Here is a 20,235-nt window from a genome sequence, read left to right as displayed (position 1 = left end):
GTGATATATGAAATTTTTGGAGAAATCTCTAATTGCTTTAGATGTAGAAGCTGGATCACCGGAAGAGGCTATTATTAGCACGGGGAAGCTTCTAATGAATAGTAAACTTGTTGAAGAAACTTATATACATGCTATGGTGCGTTCATTTCAAACAAATGGCCCTTATTTTGTTCTTGCGCCAAATATAGCGCTACCTCACGCAAGACCAGAAGATGGTGTGAAAGAGGCATGTGTATCATTTGTCAGACTAAAGACACCAGTTAAATTTGGTCATTCTTTTAACGACCCAGTGAGGTTAGTATTCGCTTTAGGTGCTTCCTCTAGTACTGAGCATGTTACCGTGTTGCAAAGATTAACGGCACTTCTATCGGATCAAGAAAATGTAGAAAAACTGCTGAATGCACAAAGCTATGAAGAGATTAAACCATTAATAGGAGGACAAATCTAATGAAAATTTTATGCGTATGTGGATTAGGACAAGGAACAAGCTTGATTTTACGAATAAATGTAGAAAATGTGCTGCGCCAAATGGGGATAGACGCAGATGTAGAAAATACAGACGTTTCCAGTGCTTCTGCCGAGCGTCCTGACTTTATCATTACAAGTAATGAACTATCCCAGTCATTAGCAGGACATTCCTCTAAAATCATTATCGTTAATAATTACTTTGATACAACTGAAATTAAAGCAGCTCTTGAAGCAAATATCGTTTAATAAATCCTAAATAATAGAGGAGGAAAAAACAATGGAGGTCATTCAATGGCTAGCATCTAACTTCTTCGGAATACCAGCAATTTTATTAGGCTTTATTGTGTTGCTTGGTTTGATCTTACAGAAAAAGAATACAAGCCAGATCATCAGCGGCACATTTAAAGCAATGATTGGTTTCTTAATCATTAATGCCGGTGCAGGTGTTATTACTGGTTCCCTTGGAGTATTTGAACCGATGTGGAGTGAAGTATTTGGGATTGAAGGAGCAGAATTTAGTTCCTTTATGGGGCAAGAAGCCTTCAATGCGAAATACGGCTCAGCAGTTACATTAGCGATGTTTATCGGATTTGTCATTAACGTGTTATTAGCAAGATTTACTCGCTTTAAATATATTTACTTAACAGGGCATATGATGTTCTGGACAACCATGATATTTGCTGGTGTCCTTATTGATACAACAACAAATATTCCATTCGCAGCTTTAGTTCTTATATTATCCGTATTTATGGGAATTTATTGGACCTTCCAGCCAGCTATTGTCCAGCCGTATATGCGGAAAATTACTGGACATGACCAAATAGCGCTGGGACACACTTCCGCGCTCGTTGCATTACTAGCATCTTGGTTTGGAAAGTGGTTTGGCAATAAAGAAAATGATGCGGAAAAAATCAAATTGCCAAAAGGTCTTGAATTTCTTAGAGACTCCAATGTTATTACTGCCCTGACAATGAGTATTCTCTTCGTAATAGGTGCTGTTATTCTTTCCTTAAAAGATACACCTGCTGCAGATGCCTTAGTTGCTCAAGCTGGCGATCAGAATTTTATCATGTATGCCATTATTCAATCCTTTACCTTTGCAGCTGGTATTGCTGTTGTCCTTTTCGGGGTGAAAATGTTTATTGGTGAGATTGTTCCTGCCTTCAATGGGATCGCTACGAAACTAGTTCCTGGTGCAAGACCTGCATTAGATGCACCTATCGTATTCACCTATGCTCCAAATGCCGTTATTCTTGGATTCCTTGGCGCATTTGCTGGCGGTATCATCTGGCTAATTATTTTAGGGCAAACAGTAGGGTATGTGTTTGTACCAACAATGATTGTACTATTCTTTCATGGAGCAACTGCTGGTGTTTTTGGAAATGCAACTGGCGGCGTCCGCGGCGCTCTAATGGGTGGCTTCATAACAGCAACCGTTGTCGCATGGGGACAATACTTAATGGTTAAAACGCTGATTGCTTCGACGATTCCAGACACCGCCATGTGGGCTGCGGATTCTGATATGTTCATCTTAGGACCATTATTCAGATTGATCGGGATGCTCTTTAATTAAATAACAATTATATAATCCGACATTGATCCATATGTCGGTTTTTCACTTAATCGATCAGGAGGTAAATGAAATGAGCTTTATTCGGACGTTAAGAGGAGATATTCAGCCTAAAGAGTTAGGGTTTACTTATTCACATGAACATATTGTTTGCCGTCCAGCTTATTGGGCTGAAAGAGATGCAGATGATTTACTGTTAGATGATAAAGAAAAATCGAAAAAGGATGTGGCTGATTTCAAAGGCCACGGTGGCCAAGCAATTGTCGATGCTACAGCCGTTGATTATGGCCGCGATGTGCAAGCGGTAAAGGAAATATCGGATGAGCTGGATCTCCACATTATCGGTACAGCTGGTTTTAACAAGAGCTTTCTTTGGGATGGAAAGATTAAAGAGGAGCTTAAACCGCTTATTGGCAATTACGATACTTATGCGGAATGGATTGATCAAACAAGTATTAATAAACTAACGGAGTTTGTCATTAGAGAAGTGGAAGAAGGACTGGAAGGCACGCCCTTTAAAGCAGGACAAGTGAAATTCGGAACAGGCTATAATCGAATTACGCCCTTAGAAGAGAAGACTTTACGTGCAGTAGCAAGAGCACATCATGAAACAAAAGCTCCAATCCATTCCCATACTGAAGTTGGCACGATGGCATTAGAGCAAATCGAACTATTAAAATCAGAAAATGTCAATCTTGAATTCTTAAGTCTAGGACATATGGATCGTAATCCAGATCCATCTTATCATGAAAAAATAGCGAAAACAGGAGCGCTCTTAAGCTTTGACGGCATAGCGAAAATCAAATATGCACCAGAGTCGCTAAGAATTGAGTGCATTCTGCATTTAGTAGAAAAGGGCTATGAAAATCAAATCCTCATTTCTGGTGATACAGCTCGTAAAAGCTATTATAAGCATTATGATTACGGCTTAGGTCTCGAATACATTATTGCCAAGTGGGTTCCTAGATTCATCGAGGAAGCAAATCAAAAAGGCTTTAATGGGGAACAGCTGGTTCACAAATTCTTTGTAGAAAATCCAGCGAGATGCTTTACATTTAAAAAATAATGAGCGAGGTGTAAGCATGCAATTCCAATACGAAAACTCATTCGAAGTGAAAGAAAAAATAATCGATAAAAAGGTCGCTATCTTACCAATTGGAGCCGTAGAGGCTCACGGCCCGCATTTACCATTAGGTACAGATAATCTTTTAGCGGAACGGTTAAGTGCAAAGCTCGCCGAACAAGTTAATGGATTTGTTTTACCGACGTTACCTTATGGACAGGTTTGGAGTTTAAAGAACTTCCCTGGCAGCATAAATGTATCGAATGAATCTTTAATTAGTATGTTATTCGATATCGGAGAAAGTTTATACCGTCAGGGCTTCCAAATTTTCGCCATGGTTAATGGCCATCTAGGAAATGCTTTTGCCATGAAAGAAGCAGCACGAAAGCTTTATGAAATTTACCCAGAGTTAATCGTACTCTACCTATTTTATCCTGGTACAAGCAAAGTTATTGCGGAAGTTAGAGAAACGCCAGCAAGCCATGGCACATACTTTCACGCAGATGAAATAGAAACATCCTACATGTTATATCTAGCTCCAGAGTTTGTTGCGATGGAGAAAGCATTAAATGATATGCCAACCATTCCAATGATTGCCGATGTGACACCAACACCTTGGGAAGAATTCACTGAAACAGCCATTTTAAGTGATGCAACCTTAGCCCGTCCAGATAAAGGGGAAAAAATAATCAAGGTTGCTCTTCAAAACATGGTACAAATTATTGAAAAAATGAAAGAGGGCCGCTAACATGTTAAAAGAAAAGCTTTATGATTTTGTCTTATTCAACTTTCTAGCAAAGGATAAAGAAAATGTACAGGACATCATGGAAGCTGGAAAAGGCTTTGTTGTTCCAGGAATCGTAGCGTCCGATTTTTCCAATACGCAAGAAGGAGCGAGTAAGGTTAAAGAACTGAAGGAAGTAGTTGACATTGTCTCGATTGGCCTTGGCGGTGGCGGTGATCCTGTGTATGCAAAACGAGTTCTCGATATAGCTGCTATTTCTAATCCAGGACATATTAATCAGCCGTTTGAAAGTGCAGTTTATGCAAAAGGATTTCTAGAAGGAAATGGAGCCTCTCCTCAGCTTGTTAATGCATTAGTAAAACCAAGCGGAACCGTTGGAACAGTGAAATTAGCTTCTGGTATGGAAGTAAAGGTAGAGGAATTCGTAGAAATTGCGCTCGTATTAGGAGTGGAGTCCATTAAATTTATGCCTCTATCCGGCGAAGTTCATTTAGAGGAGCTTGTCTATTTAACAAAAGTTGCTGCACAAAAAGGAATTCGTGGTATTGAACCTGCAGGTGGTATAAGTGCGTTCAATATAAAGACAATCATTGATGCAGTCAAGAAAATAGAAATAGAATTTTTTATGCCGCATATATTTGGTTCCACGATTGACCAAGCAACAGGGAAAACCATTCCGACGGAAGTTGCACAAATATTAAATAAACTGGGGGCTTAACTTATGCTAACGAACTATTTTGAAAAAGTAAGCAATCTACTACAGTTGGTTTTAGAAAAGGAAAAAGTACATTTACAACTGGCGGCAGAAAAAGTCGCAGACAGCATTGAAAATGATGGCATTATTCAATTATTTGGATGCGGACATTCCCATATCCTAACAGAAGAGGTTTTTTACCGCGCTGGTGGATTGGTACCCCTAAAACCAATTTTATTCGAACCACTAATGCTTCACGAAGGGGCAATGCGTTCTTCCCAGTTGGAGCGCAAAAATGATTATGCTCAAAACTTTATAGAGGAATATGAGATTAAGCCAAATGATATCGTTTTTGTGTTATCTACATCTGGACGAAATCCTGTCCCTGTTGATGTAGCACAATATGCGAAAGGAAAAGGCGCGTTTGTCATTGGGATAACTTCATTAGAATATTCCCAAAGCCAGCCTTCTCGTCATAAAAGTGGTAACCATCTTTTTAATTCAGTCGATTTAGTGATAAACAATCATTCGGCAAAAGGAGATGCTATCTTAAGCTACGATAAGGTGAAGGTGCCGTTTGCCCCAACTTCTACTGTTATTGGTGCGACTATCCTAAATAGTATCTTTGCAGAAGCAATTAGAATCATGGCAGATCATGATTTTGAACCACCAGTTTTCTTAAGTGGAAATATAGAAGGCTCGGACGATCATAATGAAGCATTAGTAAAAAAATACGAAAAAAGAATCCCGTTGTTAACTTTAAATATGAAAGAGGAGTAAGTAACGAGGCAGCTAATCATTGGCATGAAAATAGAATTTTTAACTCTATAAGAAAATCTCTTTTATTAACTTTTAACAGGGCTTCTCTCTACTGTATGAGAGAGCCCTATTTTAGTATAGACAAAGATAATTCAGTAAAGGAATCTTCAAAATGAATTTTCTTCCCCAATTTGGCTGATATATCCCTTACTTTGGCTGATATGCTCTTCGTTTTGGCTGATATATCCTTTACTTTGGCTGATATGCTCTTCGTTTTGGCTGATATATCCTTTACTTTGGCTGATATGCTCTTCGTTTTGGCTGATATATCCTTTACTTTGGCTGATATGCTCTTCGTTTTGGCTGATATGCTCTTCGTTTTGGCTGATATGCTCTTCGTTTTGGCTGATATATCCCTTACTTTGGCTGATATGCTCTTCGTTTTGGCTGATATATCCCTTACTTTGGCTGATATCCTCTTCGTTTTGGCTGATATATCCCTTACTTTGGCTGATATGCTCTTCGTTTTGGCTGATATATCCCTACTTTGGCTGATAGCCTCCTCGTTTTTGGCTGATATACCCCTTAATTTCCCTGATATCTTCCCCGTAACTAAAAAATACTAATAAAATTAGTAGAACAATCAGAAATTTTTTAAAAAATATTGAAATGTCAGAAAACTTATGTGATAATACAAATAATTAGTCCAGTAACAAAACTAATTAAAGGGAATAAGACATAATAGAAATTTTTAAGGATTTACAAACTAGTATTGGAGATAGGATAAAGCATTATGAAAAACAAAGTTGCAGCACATCATGACTTGATAAAAAAAATTAATCGGTCATTGATATTGGAAGAAATTAAAACAGAAAAGTTAATTAGCAGAGCTCAAATTGCAAAAAAATTATCATTAAGTAAGTCAACAGTTTCATCAATTGTGGAAGAATTGTTAGAAAAAAAATTAGTAATAGAGATGGGAGAACAAAGTCCTGTTAAGGGGGGTGGGAGACCTGCATTGATGCTAGGATATAACACGGATTCAGCTTATGGTATTGGATTAGATATTGATAGAGTAAGAATTTTAATCATTATTACCAATTTAGTTGGAAAGATAATCTTTAAAAAAAAGGTGAAATTAACAAATCAAGTAGAAGAAATTATCAGTATTGTCAAAGAGAGCATAAAAGAATCTGCTATACCAGAGGAAAAAATTCTAGGTATGGGCATAGGGGTACCTGGTAGAGCTAATTCAGAAATAGTATTTCGAGCAAAAGCTTTAAATTGGACTAATCTTAACCTTCATGAAATTTTCAAACCGCATTTTCCTTTTCCCACATTTATTAACAATGATGTCAATTGTGCAGGTTTAGGCGAAATGTGGCTGGATTCTTCAGGGATAAAAAATCTTTTATTTATTGAAATTGGGCAGAGTATTGGAAGCGCAGTCATTAACGAGGGGAATCTAGTTTATGGTCATGATTACCAAGCTGGTGAGATTGCCTATCAAATAAGCCGGAGTGATGTTGAGAATGGCAAGTTTAACCTGATGGGAAAACCAGGTGTATTTGAATCAAAAATATCAGGAATTGCATTGGCAGAGTCAGGTTATTCCCCAGAAGTTTTGTTTCAAAAGTATTCTCATGGGGAGCAACAAGTAATTTCTATCGTAGATAGTTTTGTTATTGAACTATCTGTTTTTATTGCTAATGCTACAAATCTAATAAATCCTGAAAGAGTTATTATTGGTGGAGATGTTTCCGAATCGATGGATATCGTAATCAATCAAATAAGCGAATTAGTTACAAACCTTACTCCAATAAAAACAGAAATAAGTCTGGCTAGGCTTGGAGGGGATGCTGGGGCACTTGGTGCGATAGCATTTATGTTTAAACAGATAGAAAATCAGTAATACAAAAAGCACCTTATGGAGGGATGAATAGTGAGAATCATTATTGCAACACATGGTGAGTTAGCTAAGTCATTAATCGAGACTGCTGAATTAATTATAGGTACAAACCACCAAATGAGTTGTTTTTGTATGACAAAATCAAAATCTGGAGAAGTAGGAAAGCAGGAATTAACAGAGTTAATTTTTAGCGATACTTTAACAGATCTTGTTATTTTTACAGATGTGTACGGGGGAAGTGTTAATAATATTTGTTCTGAAATATTATTGAGTTTACCAGAAAATGAAACATTTCATTTAGTTTCGGGTGTGAATCTTCCTATGATTTTAACTACCATTATGACTTCTTATAACGAAGATTCAGTTGAAGCGATTTTAACTGAATCTATTAAAGAAGGAAGACATGGGATTAAATACATCAATGAATTAGTAAAAGGAGTGGTGTGAAAATGATTTCTTTATTCAGAATTGATGATCGTCTCCTCCATGGGCAAGTTGCTTTTGGCTGGTCACCTTCTGTTGGTGCTAATGTTATTCTTGTGGTAAATGACGAAGCGAAAAATGACAAAGTAAAAGCAATGGCACTCGATTTGGCTAAACCTAATAATGTGAAATTATATATTAGGGGAGTTGCAGAATCTGGAGAAATAATTAGTAAATTTGCTGAAGCGAAGAAAAGTAATGTATTAGTTCTGGTAAGAAATACGGATGATGCGTTAGAAGTTGCTAAGAACTCCCAAGGTGCCATAAGTGAGATAAATGTAGGGGGGCTAAGATACGAAGAAGGGAAGAAAAAGTTGACTGATTTAGTTGCAGTCAGCGAAAAAGATATTAACAACCTGAAACAAATAGAGCAACTAGGTATAAATTTGGATTTCAGAATATTGCCAAGAGATAAAAAACAATTATTCAGCGATTTACTAAAATAAAAAAATATTTCATCAAGATCTACGAACAATGGTCGTCATCATATCTAAGAAAATGGTAGTAAGAATAAGGGGAGGCGAGATTTTTGTTATATGAGGCAATATTATTGGGGTTAATAGCCGGTATAGGAATATTAGATAGCAGATTATTCGGAGTCTTGATGTTAGAACGCCCTTTAGTATTGGGTGCATTGGTTGGATTAGTTCTTGGTGATTTTAAGACAGGGATTATTATTGGCGCCCAACTAGAATTAATCTGGATGGGGATCGCTGGCATCGGTTCATCTACACCACCCGATGTTGTGACAGGAGGAGTCTTAGGTACTGCTTTTGCGATCATTTCTGGAAAGGGGCCGGAAGTTGCTTTGGCACTTGCAGTTCCTATTGCCGTTTTAGCTCAATCACTAGGTGTACTTGTAAGGGTAATTAATACTTATTTTGTACATAAAGCAGATCATTACGCCCAAAAAGCTGATTTTAAAAAAGTTACCCTCATGATGTGGATACCTATCTCTTTATTTTTCCTAAGTGTGTTTGTTCCAACCTTTTTAGCAATTTTATTGGGGGCAGATAAAGTTTCTTATCTAATTAATTCAGTTCCAAAGGTGATTTTAGAAGGAATGACTATTGCCGGAAACCTGCTGCCAGCCATTGGGTTTGCTCTCTTGATGGATATGCTGTTTTCTAAAAAAATGGCCGTATTTTTCTTTATCGGTTTCTTATCGGCATCATATCTAGAACTTGATGTTATGGCAATAGCGTTAATGGGTGTATGTTTAGCAATCCTATTAAACTTTTTCATTAATAATAACGATGCTGGAAAGAAGAAGGACGAAAGTAATAATTTAACGGAGGGAGAGATTAACTTTGAGTGAGGGGAAGAAGCTCAGTAAAAAAGACTTGCAAAGCGTTTTTTGGCGGTCATTTGCTCTGCAGGGTGCCTTTAACTATGAGAGAATACAGAATCTCGGCTTTTGTTATACGATGATCCCAGTAATCAAAAGATTATATGAAAAGGAAGAAGAACAGGCACAGGCTTTAAAAAGACATTTGGAAATTTTTAATACAACACCAGTTGTTTCTCCAACTATTGCTGGAATTAGTGCAGCGATGGAGGAACAAAATGCAAATAATAAAGATTTTGACACTAGTTCGATTAATGCTGTAAAAACCGCACTTATGGGACCGTTAGCTGGTATTGGAGATTCATTATTTTGGGGAACATTGAGGATAATTGCTGCTGGTATTGGTATATCCTTTGCAGAGCATGGCAATTTGATTGGACCTATCCTGTTTTTACTGCTTTATAATGTTCCCAATATATTAGTAAGGGTTTTTGGATTAAAGTTTGGTTATTCTGTTGGTGTGAATTCATTGGAAAGAATCCAAAAAGAAGGTCTGATGGACAAAATTATGGCAATGGCTACTACAGTTGGATTACTTGTAGTGGGAGCAATGGTAGCAACTATGTTAAAAATCACCACACCATTGAAATTTAGCGTAAATGGTGCAGAAGTAGTAATTCAAGACATATTGAATCAAATTTTGCCTAATCTTTTGCCAATATTAGTAACATTTGTTGTCTTTTGGATGATTAGAAAAAAAGTAAGCATATCTAAGATGACAATTGCGACTGTTTTTATTGGAATAATTATACATTGGATTGGAATATTATAAAAGGAGAGATTATTAATGAATATTACAGATTATTTAAAAGAAACCCCAGCAAAAATGAAGGAAATAATTGCACTATCAAGTGAGCTGTTTTCTACTGTTAAAAAAGAGGAGATTAATAGAATTATTATTACAGGATCAGGAACTAGTTATCATTCAGGAGCGCAAGTTCAACAAAAAATGCGTGAGTTAACTGGATTATCTGTAGAAGCTTATTATCCTTTTCAAATTACAGAGGAATTATTAACAAAGGACACAAAAAATACTCTCTTTATTGGAATCTCGCAAGGGGGAAGTAGTTATTCTACCTATAATTCTATGAAATTAGCAAAAGAGTCAGGATGTATTATAGCATCCATGGCGGGAACGGATAATGCATTAATTGATGAAATTGCTGATTATGTACTGACTGTTCAATGTGGGGAAGAGAAATCAGGTGCAAAAACAAAAGGATTTTATTGTACAAAATTAAATTTGCTTCTTTTAGCTCTTTATATTGGAGAAGAAAATGGGAAATTGAGTAGTGAGGAAACGAAGCAAGTGATAGAAATATTAAATAAAACGAGCGATGCCTTTATAGATATTTACTATTCTGCGGAAGAATGGGTGCAAAAGAATAGTGAAAAACTAAAAAATGCAAAAGAAATAAGAATTGTTGGTACCGATGAATTATATGGGGATACTTTAGAAAGTGCTTTAAAATTATTAGAGACGATGCGTGTTCCTGTAACGGGTTATGAATTTGAAGAATTTATTCATGGAATCTACAACGCAATTAATGAAGACTCTACAATTATATTCTTGCATACCGGAGAAGAGCCGAGAGTAAATAAATTAATTAGCGTCTTATCAGACTGGACAGATAATATCTATATTATTGGCAGTAAGGTAGAGGGCTTTGAGGATAAGAATTTAGTAATAGAAAATGGAGATAATTATTTGTATCATTCATTTGTGTATCCAATAGCAGTGCAGTTAATATGTGCAATAGTCCCTGCTTTAAAAGGAATTAATCCAAGTACACCAAAAGATCCGAAATTCCATATGAAATTAGAAAGCAAAAAATTGAGCGGGAAAATATAAGAATCAGCAATAGTCAATCAGTAAAAGTCTATCTTTCTATCCTAATGAAAGATAGACTTTTTAAATTAAGCTCCTCTTCTATCGTTTCTTTCCCATCAGTAGCAACGCTCTCCTCCGTCCGCTACCGGTTATAAAAATCAACTATCTTCTTCGCCATTTGGTAAATTTCCTGTTTCAGCGGGGAAGGGGAGATGACTCTGATTTGATCGCCAAAGCCTAGAATATAGGCAATTGCTTCTTGTTCTGTATCACTGCGCAGGCTTACAGGGAACCATCCCTCTGCAGTTGGTGTTCCTATTCTTTCGATTTGCACAAAACGTGTGGTGAATTTCATTCTATGAATAATCGATGGCGATGCTTCCACTTCTACCTTAAACTCAGGAAGAGAGCTAATAAAAGTTTGTGTGGATTCCAGCCAATATTTCTCCAAATTGAAGTCCAGTGGTCTAGTAAAAGCTTCCTCTGTCATCACTAGGGACAGGAGTCTGGATGCTCGATAATTTCGTATCTTTTCGTCTGAGGAGGCAATTAAGTACCAAGTATTTCCTTTAGCTACTAATCCTAAAGGATTGACCATCCGAAAAATTACATTTCCATCTGCTCGCTCATATTGAATATGCAGTACTTTTTCTTTCCAAATTGCTTCTTGTATTATCTTAAAGGAAACAGTTTTTTTCGCTGGTTGTTTCCATGCGGTTGTATCTATATGAATTCGGTTCCAGACATCGAGGGAACGTTGTCGAAAAGCGTTCGGGAGTGCGGCAACCATTTTCTGGCGGGCATCATGCCATTCTTTTGCTAATCCGAGATCGGATAACAATTGAACAGAAGGAGAAATAAGCAAAGATAACATTTCATCATACTTTAATCCAGTTAAGTTCGTACGATACTGGTCAAGCAATGTCCATCCGCCCATTTTCCCTCTTTCTGCTACAATGGGTATTCCTGCTGTACTTAAAGCATCCATATCCCGATGGATTGTTCTTTCTGTAACTTCTAATTCCTTCGCTAATTCTTTTGTTGTCATTTTCCCTCTATTTTGTAACAGGAGCAAAATGGATATCAACCGATCAGCCCGCATATAATCACCTCTAAAATTTTATATATGACAAAAGGTGTCATTATTAAATATTATACTATAACCATCGAACATTTTAGGAGGAATGTATATGAAAAAACAGCGGAATATCGTATTATTTACGGCAACAAGTCTGGATGGTTATATTGCTGCAAAAGATGAATCATTAGAATGGTTATTTAAAGTAGAAGGCGAAGGAGATAATGGGTTTTCTGCATTCTACGAAACGATAGATACTATTCTAATGGGAAGAAAAACATATGATTGGATTATCAATCATACTAATGATTTTTCTTATAAAAATAAGGAATGCTATGTTTTTTCGAGACAGGAACACAAGGATACAGACGAGGTGACATTTATAAAGGATGACATCATCGAGTTTGCAAATAAATTAAAAAAACAAGAGGGAAAGAATATATGGATGGTTGGCGGGGGAGAACTATTACATTCTTTTCTTAAAGAGAAGTTAATAGATGAGTTCATTCTTACCATCGCCCCTGCAATAATTGGAGAAGGAATTCCTTTATTTAAAGAAGCTGATTATCAATTGGAATTGATCTTAAAAGGAACGAAATGTTATAACCAGTTTGTTGAGGTTCATTATGAAAGGAGAAGGTAAGAGATTGGGCTAAAAAAAGTTGAAATATCTAAAACCCGGTCCTTTTACTGCGCCCCGTTGTTAGATACATCTAACAACGGGAGGCGCAGTTTTTTTTGTCCAAATAGGATAGGAATGTAAGCAAAAGGAATCTTTTCTCACGTGTGCTTTTCGTAAATCTCCATATAAATGCCATTATTAATTTATACTACTTATAGTAGTATAAAAGGTATATATATATTTTATAGAATAATTAGCTCTTATATGTAGGGAAATAAGAGAGGGGGAGTTTAGGTGCAAAAAACTATTTTACTTGTGGAAGATGATCTTGCGATTAGTGATATGGTAAAAAGATATTTACATAATGAAGGATTTAAGGTGGAATGTGTTTTTGATGGGAAGACGGCAGGACAAATGTTTAAGGAAAAGCGTTATGATTTGATTTTATTAGATATCATGTTACCAGAATTGAGTGGAATGGATGTTCTTCAAAGTATCAGAACAACTAGTTATATTCCTGTTATCATCATGTCAGCGAAAGACACAGAGATTGATAAAGCTTTAGGATTAGGGTTTGGCGCAGATGATTATATAACAAAACCATTTTCTATGATTGAACTAGCTGCAAGAGTAAAAGCAGCGATTAGGAGATCGACACAGTACGCTGACAAAAGTCGTGAAGAATCTAAGCCATCAAGGATGAAAGTCTATGAATTGGAATTAGATAAAGAAAATCATCGGGTATGGAAGAATGGTTTGGAAATTAATTTGACAGCGACAGAATGGAAGATTCTGCTTTTGTTTTTTAGCAACCAAAAGAAAGTGTTTACAAAGGAACAAATTTATCGTTCTGTTTGGAGCGATGATTATTTTGGTGATGATAATGTTATTAATGTCCATATGAGACGATTGCGCGAAAAAATTGAGGATAATCCCTCTGATCCTATTTATATCAAAACAATATGGGGGATTGGTTATAAGTTAGGGGAGTTTGAATGATTATCTGGATCAGTATTATTTTGGTTCTTCTTATTTTTAACGTCTATCAATATCGACAAAGGAAAAATCGGGATCAACATATAGCATATATATCAAACAAACTGAAAAAAATTCTTCACATGCAAACAAATGAAAGAATTCTCGTTGTCTCAAATGATCAACAATTAAGAGATCTCCTTATAAGCATCAATCAAGTATTAGATGACCGTCACGAAAAGTCCCGAGAATTTATCAAAATGGAACATTCTATGAAGCGTATGCTTGCAAATATTTCCCATGACTTAAAAACGCCTCTTACTGTAATAGCCGGTTATATTGAAATGTTTCAGAAAGATTTTCCCATTACAGAAACAGAAAGAGTGCAATTATTAAGTCAGGTGCATGACAAAACAATGGAGCTTATTCAATTAATGAATACATTCTTTGATCTAGCAAAGCTAGAGTCTGGTGATAAAGAAATTCCCCTTGAAATAGTAAATTTATCTGAACTATGCAGGAAAAATATCTTAACATTCCATGATTGGATAAGAGCCAAAGGGCTAGAGGTAATGATTGATATACCTGATGAGTCTGTCTTTGCACTGGGAAATGAGGAAGCTGTAAATCGTGTTTTACATAACCTCCTTTCGAATGCGATCCGTTATGGTCTCGATGGGAAGGTAATTGGATTAAGCCTGCATTTTGATGAACAGCATGTATATATAGAAGTGTTTGATCGCGGGAAGGGAATCGACGAAGCTGACCAAGCGAATATCTTTGAGCGCCTATTTACACTTGACGATTCGAGGAATAAAGCATTTCAAGGTAGTGGTTTAGGGCTAACTATTACCAAAAGGCTTGTCGAAGAGATGAACGGAGAAATTTCTGTGCATTCTATTCCATATGAAAAAACTTCATTTTACATTACCTTTAGGCGAATGAATGGGTAAGGGAAACTTAAGGTTTTTGTAAGATTTAAGACAGAAAAAAGCAAGGGATAGGAGCTAAAATGAATACAGATAGTAAATGAGGAGGATTTAGATGGACTATGCTGTACGAACAAAAGATTTAACCAAAACAATACAAGGACGTGAAGTCGTATCCCAGGTTTCCCTTCATATTAAACAAGGAGAAGTATATGGATTTCTTGGTCCTAATGGTGCTGGGAAATCAACGATTATGAAGATGCTGACCAATATGATTAAGCCTACACAAGGAAGTATTACAATCTTCGGAAAGCCCCTTCTTCCGAATTCCTTTGATTACCTGACGAGAATTGGCAGCATGATTGAGTATCCAATTTTTTATGAAAAAATGACTGCTTTAGAAAATCTAGAATTACATTGTGAGTACATGGGTTATCATAACAAAAAAGCAATTAAGGAAGCATTAGAGTGGGTCGGTCTTGAAAATGTGGAAGCGATGAAACCAAAAGACTTTTCCTTGGGGATGAGGCAGCGTTTATGTGTTGCCAGAGCAATTATCACCAAGCCGGAATTATTAATTTTAGATGAGCCGATTAATGGGCTAGATCCAGCTGGGATTAAGTCAATGAGAAGATTGTTTAATATCCTTAATAAAGAATATGGAATGACCATTTTGGTTTCTAGTCATATAATCGGTGAAATTGAACAAATTGCAGACACGATTGGTGTAATAAAAAACGGTAAACTTATCGAAGAAGCAACGATGGATTCTATAAAAGCGAAAAATACAGATTATCTGGAGTTAGTAACAAATAATCAGCGCAAAGCAGCTTTTGTTTTACACAATAAATTGAATATGAATAATTTGAAAGTGATCGATGATGATGTTATTCGAATTTATGATACAGCCATTCTACCATCACAAATAACGAAAACGTTGATAGTAGAGGATATTGATGTGGAGTCTATAACAAAGAAACAAACCTCATTAGAAGAATATTTTATAAAGAAAGTTGGATTGGAAAAAATCAATCATTAATTAACTTTTAATGATAATAGGAGGATATATTTTGTTTCATTTAATCAAGCTGGAGCTTAGAAAACATAAATTAGGTTGGTTTATTAAAGGAGCTATTATTGCTAATATCGTTATTCTTGGGTTATTATGCATGATTACTTTCGAGCAAATAATGGAAGGAGAGGAATCCTTTCAAAGCTTTGCGGATTATTCCATGGTAGCTGGAACAATGGTTCGTGGCGTATTTGTTGTTTTTGCTTCTGTACTAATTTCGAAGGTAATCATAGATGAGTTCAAAAATCGAACTGCGCTTGTTTTGTTTTCTTACCCAATAGATCGGAAAAAAATAATGAGCGCAAAGATTGTCTTGATTTTTATCATGACATTCGTGACATTGATTATTTCTAATCTGTTTGTTGTATTGAGTTTTCTCGGGCTAAATCAAGTATTGCATCTAACAGTTGAAATGAATATAACGATCAATCAATTTCTTTCCGAGCTATTAAATATTTTGATGTTTAATGTGGCAACTGCTGGTGCATCGCTTGTGCCTCTCTATTTTGGGATGAGAAATTATTCAACCCCTGCAACAATTGGCTCCTCTCTGTTGATTGTCATGATCATGTGTTCCTCGATCGGGACGGACTTTTCCTTGGCTAATATTATTTATATCCCTATCGCTTTAACAATTGTTGCTATTGGCATTGTTAACATGACTATACGCAAGATGGATTCAATTGATTTACAGTAATTATTTCAGGAGCCAAGAAAACCAATGAAAAAAGGGAAGCAGAGGAGATGCTGCTTCCTTATTTTATTTGTGAATATCTTTGTTGTCGTAATGCTTCAAATACTAGTATTGCTGCTGTGTTGGAAAGGTTCAGGGACCGGATGTGTTCGGTCATTGGAATTCGTAGAAAATGGTCCTTATGTGTTTCTAGTAAGTCTTTTGGCAAGCCCGTTGTTTCTTTTCCAAATATGAAATAATAGTCCTTTGATTGATCAGTGAAATCGTAGGCTGTATATGTTTTCTCTGCGAATGTCTCAATATAGTAAAATTCACCTTGATTTTTCACAAAAAAATCGTCTAATGAATCGTAATAGGTAATGTTTACGTTCTCCCAGAAATCTAGACCTGCTTGTTCGATCATCTTTTCATCGGTTGAAAAACCAAGTGGTCGAATTAAATGCAGAGCTGTATTTGTTCCTGCACAAGTACGCGCAATATTGGCAGTATTAGCCGGAATTTCTGGCTGATACAAAACAACGTGTATGGCCATGAATGTCACCTCTATCTATATTTTCCCCTTCGAATTATAGCATATTTTGGGCTAGCAGCAGACTTATTTAAAAGATATCAGTCTCTTAAAATATTGCTATTTATCAAATAATCCTCACTCTAACTTCAAGTTAGACGTCAATTCTAATTATTACTTGTGTTTTTGGTATTCTAACTTATTTTTTCTTCAATCGAAAGGCACTCAATTTTTCCATAAAGTAAAGGTACCTAGGAATAAAAAGGAAAGGCGCTTTTCTGGAAGGAAACGAACGTGGAAGGGAAGAATTACGAGCAATTAGTGGAGGAGTTTACACCGATGATCCACCATATGATAAAAAAGTTGCTGATTTATAAAGATAAGCAAGAGTTTTTTCAAATTGGTTTAATAAGCATTTGGGAAACGATGAGTCATTTTAAAGAGGAAAAGGGTAAATACAGCAATTATTTATATCGACATATGCAAGGAAGATTTCTTGATGAATTGAAGCGGCGGACAAGAGAGGCAGAAAGAAATGCTTACCCAAGTGAGGAGTTCTGGGCGCTGATGGAAAGTCCTATTCTATACAGAGAAGAAGAGGACTACATAAAAGATCTTTGCAAGGAACTATCTGAAAGAGAAACAACTTGGGTTATTGCCACCTTTGTTCATCAGATGACTGTAGAAGAAATAGCACAGAACGAAAGAGTTTCGCCTTCTGCTGTAAAGTGGTGGCGCAAGGGAGCGAAGGAGAAGTTGAAGCGGATATTGGAATTCTAAAAAGAGCGAGAACTACCAACTATGAGAACCCTTTATAAGATGGACCATCCTCTTTCCATGAATAAACTGTCCAAGAATTCAATATAGTCCAAATCTTGCTGAAGCTATATAATGGATTGTATATGACCGTAGAAATTAGGGAGAGAGCAATGAATTTAGAACCATATATAAATGCAAGTCCTGATATTATTATTATAAAGGATAAAGAGGGTCGCTGGATGGAAGCGAATCGTAAAACATTGAAACTTTTTAATATAGAGGAATACCTAGGGAAAACAAACGAGGAATTAGGAGAGTTATATCCCCATTTTGCTGAATATGTGCCTGCCATTGTAAAAAGTGATCTTCAAGCGTGGAAGACAGGAAAACAGATAGAAGTAAAAGAGTCCATTTTCTTCTATAACCAAGAGCGTATATATGAGGTAATTAAGGTACCGATATTTGATTCAGCTGGAAATCGTCAAAATCTAATCGTATTTGGACGAGACATTACAAAATTAGAAAAAAGTGAACAAACGTATAAATCTCTATTTCTACATGATCCAGATGGAGTCTATACCTTGGATAAGAAAGGTAATTTTTTAGATGTTAATAAAGTTGCAGAAGAAATCAGCGGGTATACAAAGGAGGAATTAACGAGATTAAATTTCCGTGATTTAATCGTACCTGAACAACTTCCGAAAGTGCTGCAGCGTTTTGACAAGGTCTGTTGTGGAACGACTCAAGGGATTGAAACACAAATCATTCGAAAAGATGGGGAAATTCGGGATATCAAATTGACGACGATTCCTCTGAAGTTAAATGATCAAGTTATTGGTATACATGGAATCGCTCAAGATATAACAGACAAGAAAAACATAGAGGAACTGCAAAAGAAACAAAAGACTACTTTATCAAGAATTGCCGTGGGTGAACCATTAGAACAAATAATTGAATATATTACTGAAAGTGTAGAAGAACTTTTAAAAGGAATTTGTTCGATTATGTATTATGAAGAAGAGCAGAATTGGCTGCGTTTTGGCTATGGTCCAAACCTGGATTCTACATTCATCGAAAAGATTGATAAGTTTCCTGTAGGAGAGAATTTTGCCTCCTGTGGCCATTCAGCATACATGAAGGAATTAAAAATTACAGCGGATATAGAAACAGATCCATCTTGGTCAAATTGGAGGGAAATTGCACTCGCGAATGGATTGCGTTCCTGCTGGTCATTGCCCATTATCTCATCTAAAGACTCCTTATTAGGAACATTTGCTATTTATTATAAGGAACCGGTAGAACCAAAGGATTCTGACATTGAAATGTTGAAAGATTTTAGTCATTTGACAGGAATTGCATTGGAGCGCCATTTCCATGAAGAAAAAATTAAATATCTCGCAAATTATGATAGTTTAACAAATCTGCCGAATTTGCGGTATTTAAAGGAGATCTTCTCGCAGCGCTTACAAGAAACGAACCACCTTGCAGTTATGTTTTTAGATTTAGATAACTTAAAACCACATAACGATACTTTTGGTCATTCTTCAGGAGATAGGTTAATACAAGAAGTAGGGAAACGAATTCAAGAAGCCATTGGTGAAAAGAATGTGGTGGCACGAATGGGCGGGGATGAATTTGTTATATTAATTAGTAAGTATACGAGCAAATCCAGCTTACGTGCATTAGCTGCTAAAATTCTCCAAGCAATTGAAGAACCGATCATTATAGATGGTCAAGAATTTTCCACCCATGGAAGCATCGGCATAAGTCTTAGTGGAGAACATGGCCAAACATTTGAGGAACTGATGAAAAACGCTGATATTGCTATGTATAGTATGAAGAAAGTGGGTGGCAATGCCTTTAATTTGTATGATCCTAAAATGAATGAAAATGCTTTCAGTGCTTTTCAGTTAAAGAGCAATCTAAAAAAAGCACTGAAAGAAAACGAGTTTGTTCTTTATTACCAACCTAAAGTGAATATAGAAACAGGTAATTTTATTGGAGTGGAAGCATTAATTAGGTGGATTTCCCCAGAGAAAGGGATAATCAGTCCTGCTGCCTTTATTTCCCTTGCGGAGGAAAGTGACTTTATTTTACTGCTTGGTGAGTGGATACTAGATAAAGCATGTGCTCAAATAAAAGAATGGGAAAAGTTAAATATAAAAATCCCCATCGCCATCAATGTATCGATTAAACAGCTCTTAAAACAAGATTTCGCTGCACTAGTGAGCAAAAAACTGATGGAATATAAGATTTCTTCTGAATACCTAGAAATAGAAATAACAGAAAGTGTGTTATCTAACCATGAATCTCTTGTTCGAGATACGGTTTCTACATTGCGGAGCATGGGCATAAAAGTCTCTATTGATGACTTTGGAACGGGATATGCTTCCTTTATGTACTTAAAACAGTTTCAAGCAGATACGATTAAAATTGATAAGTCATTTATTAGTCATCTTCCTGCTAGTCAGGAAGATGCAGCCATTGTTTCAGCGATTATCATCCTTGCATCGGAATTAGGTATGAATGTGATTGCAGAAGGAGTAGAAACCCAAGAGCAGTCTGACTTCCTAAAAAGAAAAGGATGCACTAACCTACAAGGCTACTTATATAGCAAACCCCTTCCACCAAGCGAAATACTTTCATTTTTAACGGAAGCAGAGGGACGGTTCTTGTGAGGTCAATGACCTTCCATCGAACCGTCTTTTTTCTGTTTTTACAGTTAGTT

23 protein-coding genes are annotated in these 20,235 nt (G+C 36.2%); 21 read left to right on the top strand and 2 right to left on the bottom strand.

Features of this window, described 5'->3' with window-relative positions; all coding sequences use genetic code 11:
• Nucleotides 1–7 precede the first annotated feature (7 nt).
• The 14 genes from NST77_RS17575 (at nt 8) to NST77_RS17510 (ending at nt 10,891) form a co-directional block, all read left to right on the top strand.
• Nucleotides 8–448 carry a PTS sugar transporter subunit IIA gene (locus NST77_RS17575; RefSeq protein ID WP_303983650.1) on the top strand — a complete coding sequence of 147 codons (441 nt, stop codon included), beginning with the start codon at nt 8–10 and terminating at the stop codon, nt 446–448.
• Nucleotides 448–714, top strand: a complete 267-nt coding sequence (locus NST77_RS17570) for a PTS sugar transporter subunit IIB (protein WP_095329664.1) — start codon at nt 448–450, stop codon at nt 712–714. Before NST77_RS17575 ends, NST77_RS17570 begins: the two co-directional genes overlap by 1 nt.
• Before the next feature lie 31 nt (nt 715–745).
• Nucleotides 746–2,041: a PTS ascorbate transporter subunit IIC gene (locus NST77_RS17565; protein WP_095329665.1), complete on the top strand. Its 1,296-nt coding sequence runs from the start codon at nt 746–748 to the stop codon at nt 2,039–2,041.
• Nucleotides 2,042–2,111: 70 nt separating this feature from the next.
• Nucleotides 2,112–3,104, top strand: a complete 993-nt coding sequence (locus NST77_RS17560) for a phosphotriesterase family protein (RefSeq protein WP_341123313.1) — start codon at nt 2,112–2,114, stop codon at nt 3,102–3,104.
• Between the two features lie 16 nt (nt 3,105–3,120).
• A complete protein-coding gene (locus NST77_RS17555) occupies nt 3,121–3,849 on the top strand; it encodes a creatininase family protein (RefSeq protein ID WP_303983645.1) in 729 nt (242 codons plus the stop codon).
• Between the two features lies 1 nt (nt 3,850).
• Entirely contained in the window at nt 3,851–4,564 is a 714-nt protein-coding gene (locus NST77_RS17550; RefSeq protein WP_303983642.1) for a KDGP aldolase, read from the top strand.
• Between the two features lie 3 nt (nt 4,565–4,567).
• The gene (locus tag NST77_RS17545; protein WP_341123310.1) at nt 4,568–5,320 is read left to right on the top strand and encodes an SIS domain-containing protein; all 753 of its coding nucleotides are present in this window, start codon (nt 4,568–4,570) and stop codon (nt 5,318–5,320) included.
• Between the two features lie 170 nt (nt 5,321–5,490).
• Nucleotides 5,491–5,925, top strand: coding sequence for a hypothetical protein (locus NST77_RS17540; RefSeq protein ID WP_341123309.1), 435 nt, complete (start codon nt 5,491–5,493; stop codon nt 5,923–5,925).
• A gap of 167 nt (nt 5,926–6,092) precedes the next feature.
• Nucleotides 6,093–7,211, top strand: a complete 1,119-nt coding sequence (locus NST77_RS17535) for an ROK family transcriptional regulator (RefSeq protein WP_341123308.1) — start codon at nt 6,093–6,095, stop codon at nt 7,209–7,211.
• Between the two features lie 30 nt (nt 7,212–7,241).
• A complete protein-coding gene (locus NST77_RS17530) occupies nt 7,242–7,655 on the top strand; it encodes a PTS sugar transporter subunit IIA (RefSeq protein WP_163185294.1) in 414 nt (137 codons plus the stop codon).
• A gap of 2 nt (nt 7,656–7,657) precedes the next feature.
• Entirely contained in the window at nt 7,658–8,137 is a 480-nt protein-coding gene (locus tag NST77_RS17525; protein ID WP_095329673.1) for a PTS sugar transporter subunit IIB, read from the top strand.
• Between the two features lie 83 nt (nt 8,138–8,220).
• On the top strand, nt 8,221–9,009 hold the full coding sequence (locus NST77_RS17520) for a PTS mannose/fructose/sorbose/N-acetylgalactosamine transporter subunit IIC (protein ID WP_095329674.1): 789 nt from the start codon (nt 8,221–8,223) through the stop codon (nt 9,007–9,009).
• Entirely contained in the window at nt 9,002–9,811 is an 810-nt protein-coding gene (locus tag NST77_RS17515; protein ID WP_341123306.1) for a PTS system mannose/fructose/sorbose family transporter subunit IID, read from the top strand. Before NST77_RS17520 ends, NST77_RS17515 begins: the two co-directional genes overlap by 8 nt.
• 15 nt (nt 9,812–9,826) lie before the next feature.
• The gene (locus tag NST77_RS17510) at nt 9,827–10,891 is read left to right on the top strand and encodes an SIS domain-containing protein (RefSeq protein ID WP_163185296.1); all 1,065 of its coding nucleotides are present in this window, start codon (nt 9,827–9,829) and stop codon (nt 10,889–10,891) included.
• 121 nt (nt 10,892–11,012) lie between these two features.
• On the opposite strand, the gene NST77_RS17505 is transcribed toward NST77_RS17510, so the two are convergent.
• Nucleotides 11,013–11,972, bottom strand: a complete 960-nt coding sequence (locus tag NST77_RS17505) for a helix-turn-helix transcriptional regulator (protein ID WP_095329677.1) — start codon at nt 11,970–11,972, stop codon at nt 11,013–11,015.
• 88 nt (nt 11,973–12,060) lie between these two features.
• On the opposite strand from NST77_RS17505, the gene NST77_RS17500 reads away from it, so the two are divergent.
• From NST77_RS17500 to NST77_RS17480, 5 genes are all read left to right on the top strand, one after another.
• Nucleotides 12,061–12,591: a dihydrofolate reductase family protein gene (locus NST77_RS17500; protein WP_095329678.1), complete on the top strand. Its 531-nt coding sequence runs from the start codon at nt 12,061–12,063 to the stop codon at nt 12,589–12,591.
• A gap of 321 nt (nt 12,592–12,912) precedes the next feature.
• Nucleotides 12,913–13,569 carry a response regulator transcription factor gene (locus NST77_RS17495; RefSeq protein ID WP_371000040.1) on the top strand — a complete coding sequence of 219 codons (657 nt, stop codon included), beginning with the start codon at nt 12,913–12,915 and terminating at the stop codon, nt 13,567–13,569.
• Nucleotides 13,566–14,498 (top strand): sensor histidine kinase, encoded by a 933-nt coding sequence (locus NST77_RS17490; protein ID WP_341123304.1) that lies wholly within the window; start codon nt 13,566–13,568, stop codon nt 14,496–14,498. The genes NST77_RS17495 and NST77_RS17490 overlap by 4 nt, the downstream gene beginning before the upstream one ends.
• Nucleotides 14,499–14,589: 91 nt before the next feature.
• Nucleotides 14,590–15,513 (top strand): ABC transporter ATP-binding protein, encoded by a 924-nt coding sequence (locus NST77_RS17485; protein ID WP_095329681.1) that lies wholly within the window; start codon nt 14,590–14,592, stop codon nt 15,511–15,513.
• A gap of 31 nt (nt 15,514–15,544) precedes the next feature.
• Nucleotides 15,545–16,243 (top strand): ABC transporter permease, encoded by a 699-nt coding sequence (locus tag NST77_RS17480; RefSeq protein ID WP_163185299.1) that lies wholly within the window; start codon nt 15,545–15,547, stop codon nt 16,241–16,243.
• 58 nt (nt 16,244–16,301) lie between these two features.
• On the opposite strand, the gene NST77_RS17475 is transcribed toward NST77_RS17480, so the two are convergent.
• Nucleotides 16,302–16,772 carry a tRNA (cytidine(34)-2'-O)-methyltransferase gene (locus NST77_RS17475; RefSeq protein WP_341123303.1) on the bottom strand — a complete coding sequence of 157 codons (471 nt, stop codon included), beginning with the start codon at nt 16,770–16,772 and terminating at the stop codon, nt 16,302–16,304.
• A 270-nt stretch (nt 16,773–17,042) separates the two neighbouring features.
• Between NST77_RS17475 and NST77_RS17470 the strand changes: the two genes are divergently transcribed.
• Nucleotides 17,043–17,528, top strand: a complete 486-nt coding sequence (locus NST77_RS17470; protein ID WP_095329683.1) for a sigma-70 family RNA polymerase sigma factor — start codon at nt 17,043–17,045, stop codon at nt 17,526–17,528.
• Nucleotides 17,529–17,677: 149 nt separating this feature from the next.
• Nucleotides 17,678–20,185 carry a bifunctional diguanylate cyclase/phosphodiesterase gene (locus tag NST77_RS17465; RefSeq protein ID WP_341123302.1) on the top strand — a complete coding sequence of 836 codons (2,508 nt, stop codon included), beginning with the start codon at nt 17,678–17,680 and terminating at the stop codon, nt 20,183–20,185.
• Nucleotides 20,186–20,235: the final 50 nt, after the last annotated feature.

It is taken from the genome of Niallia sp. FSL W8-0177, from assembly GCF_038006285.1.
Taxonomy (GTDB): domain Bacteria; phylum Bacillota; class Bacilli; order Bacillales; family Cytobacillaceae; genus Niallia; species Niallia circulans_A.
This window is presented reverse-complemented; position numbering and strand designations above follow the sequence as displayed.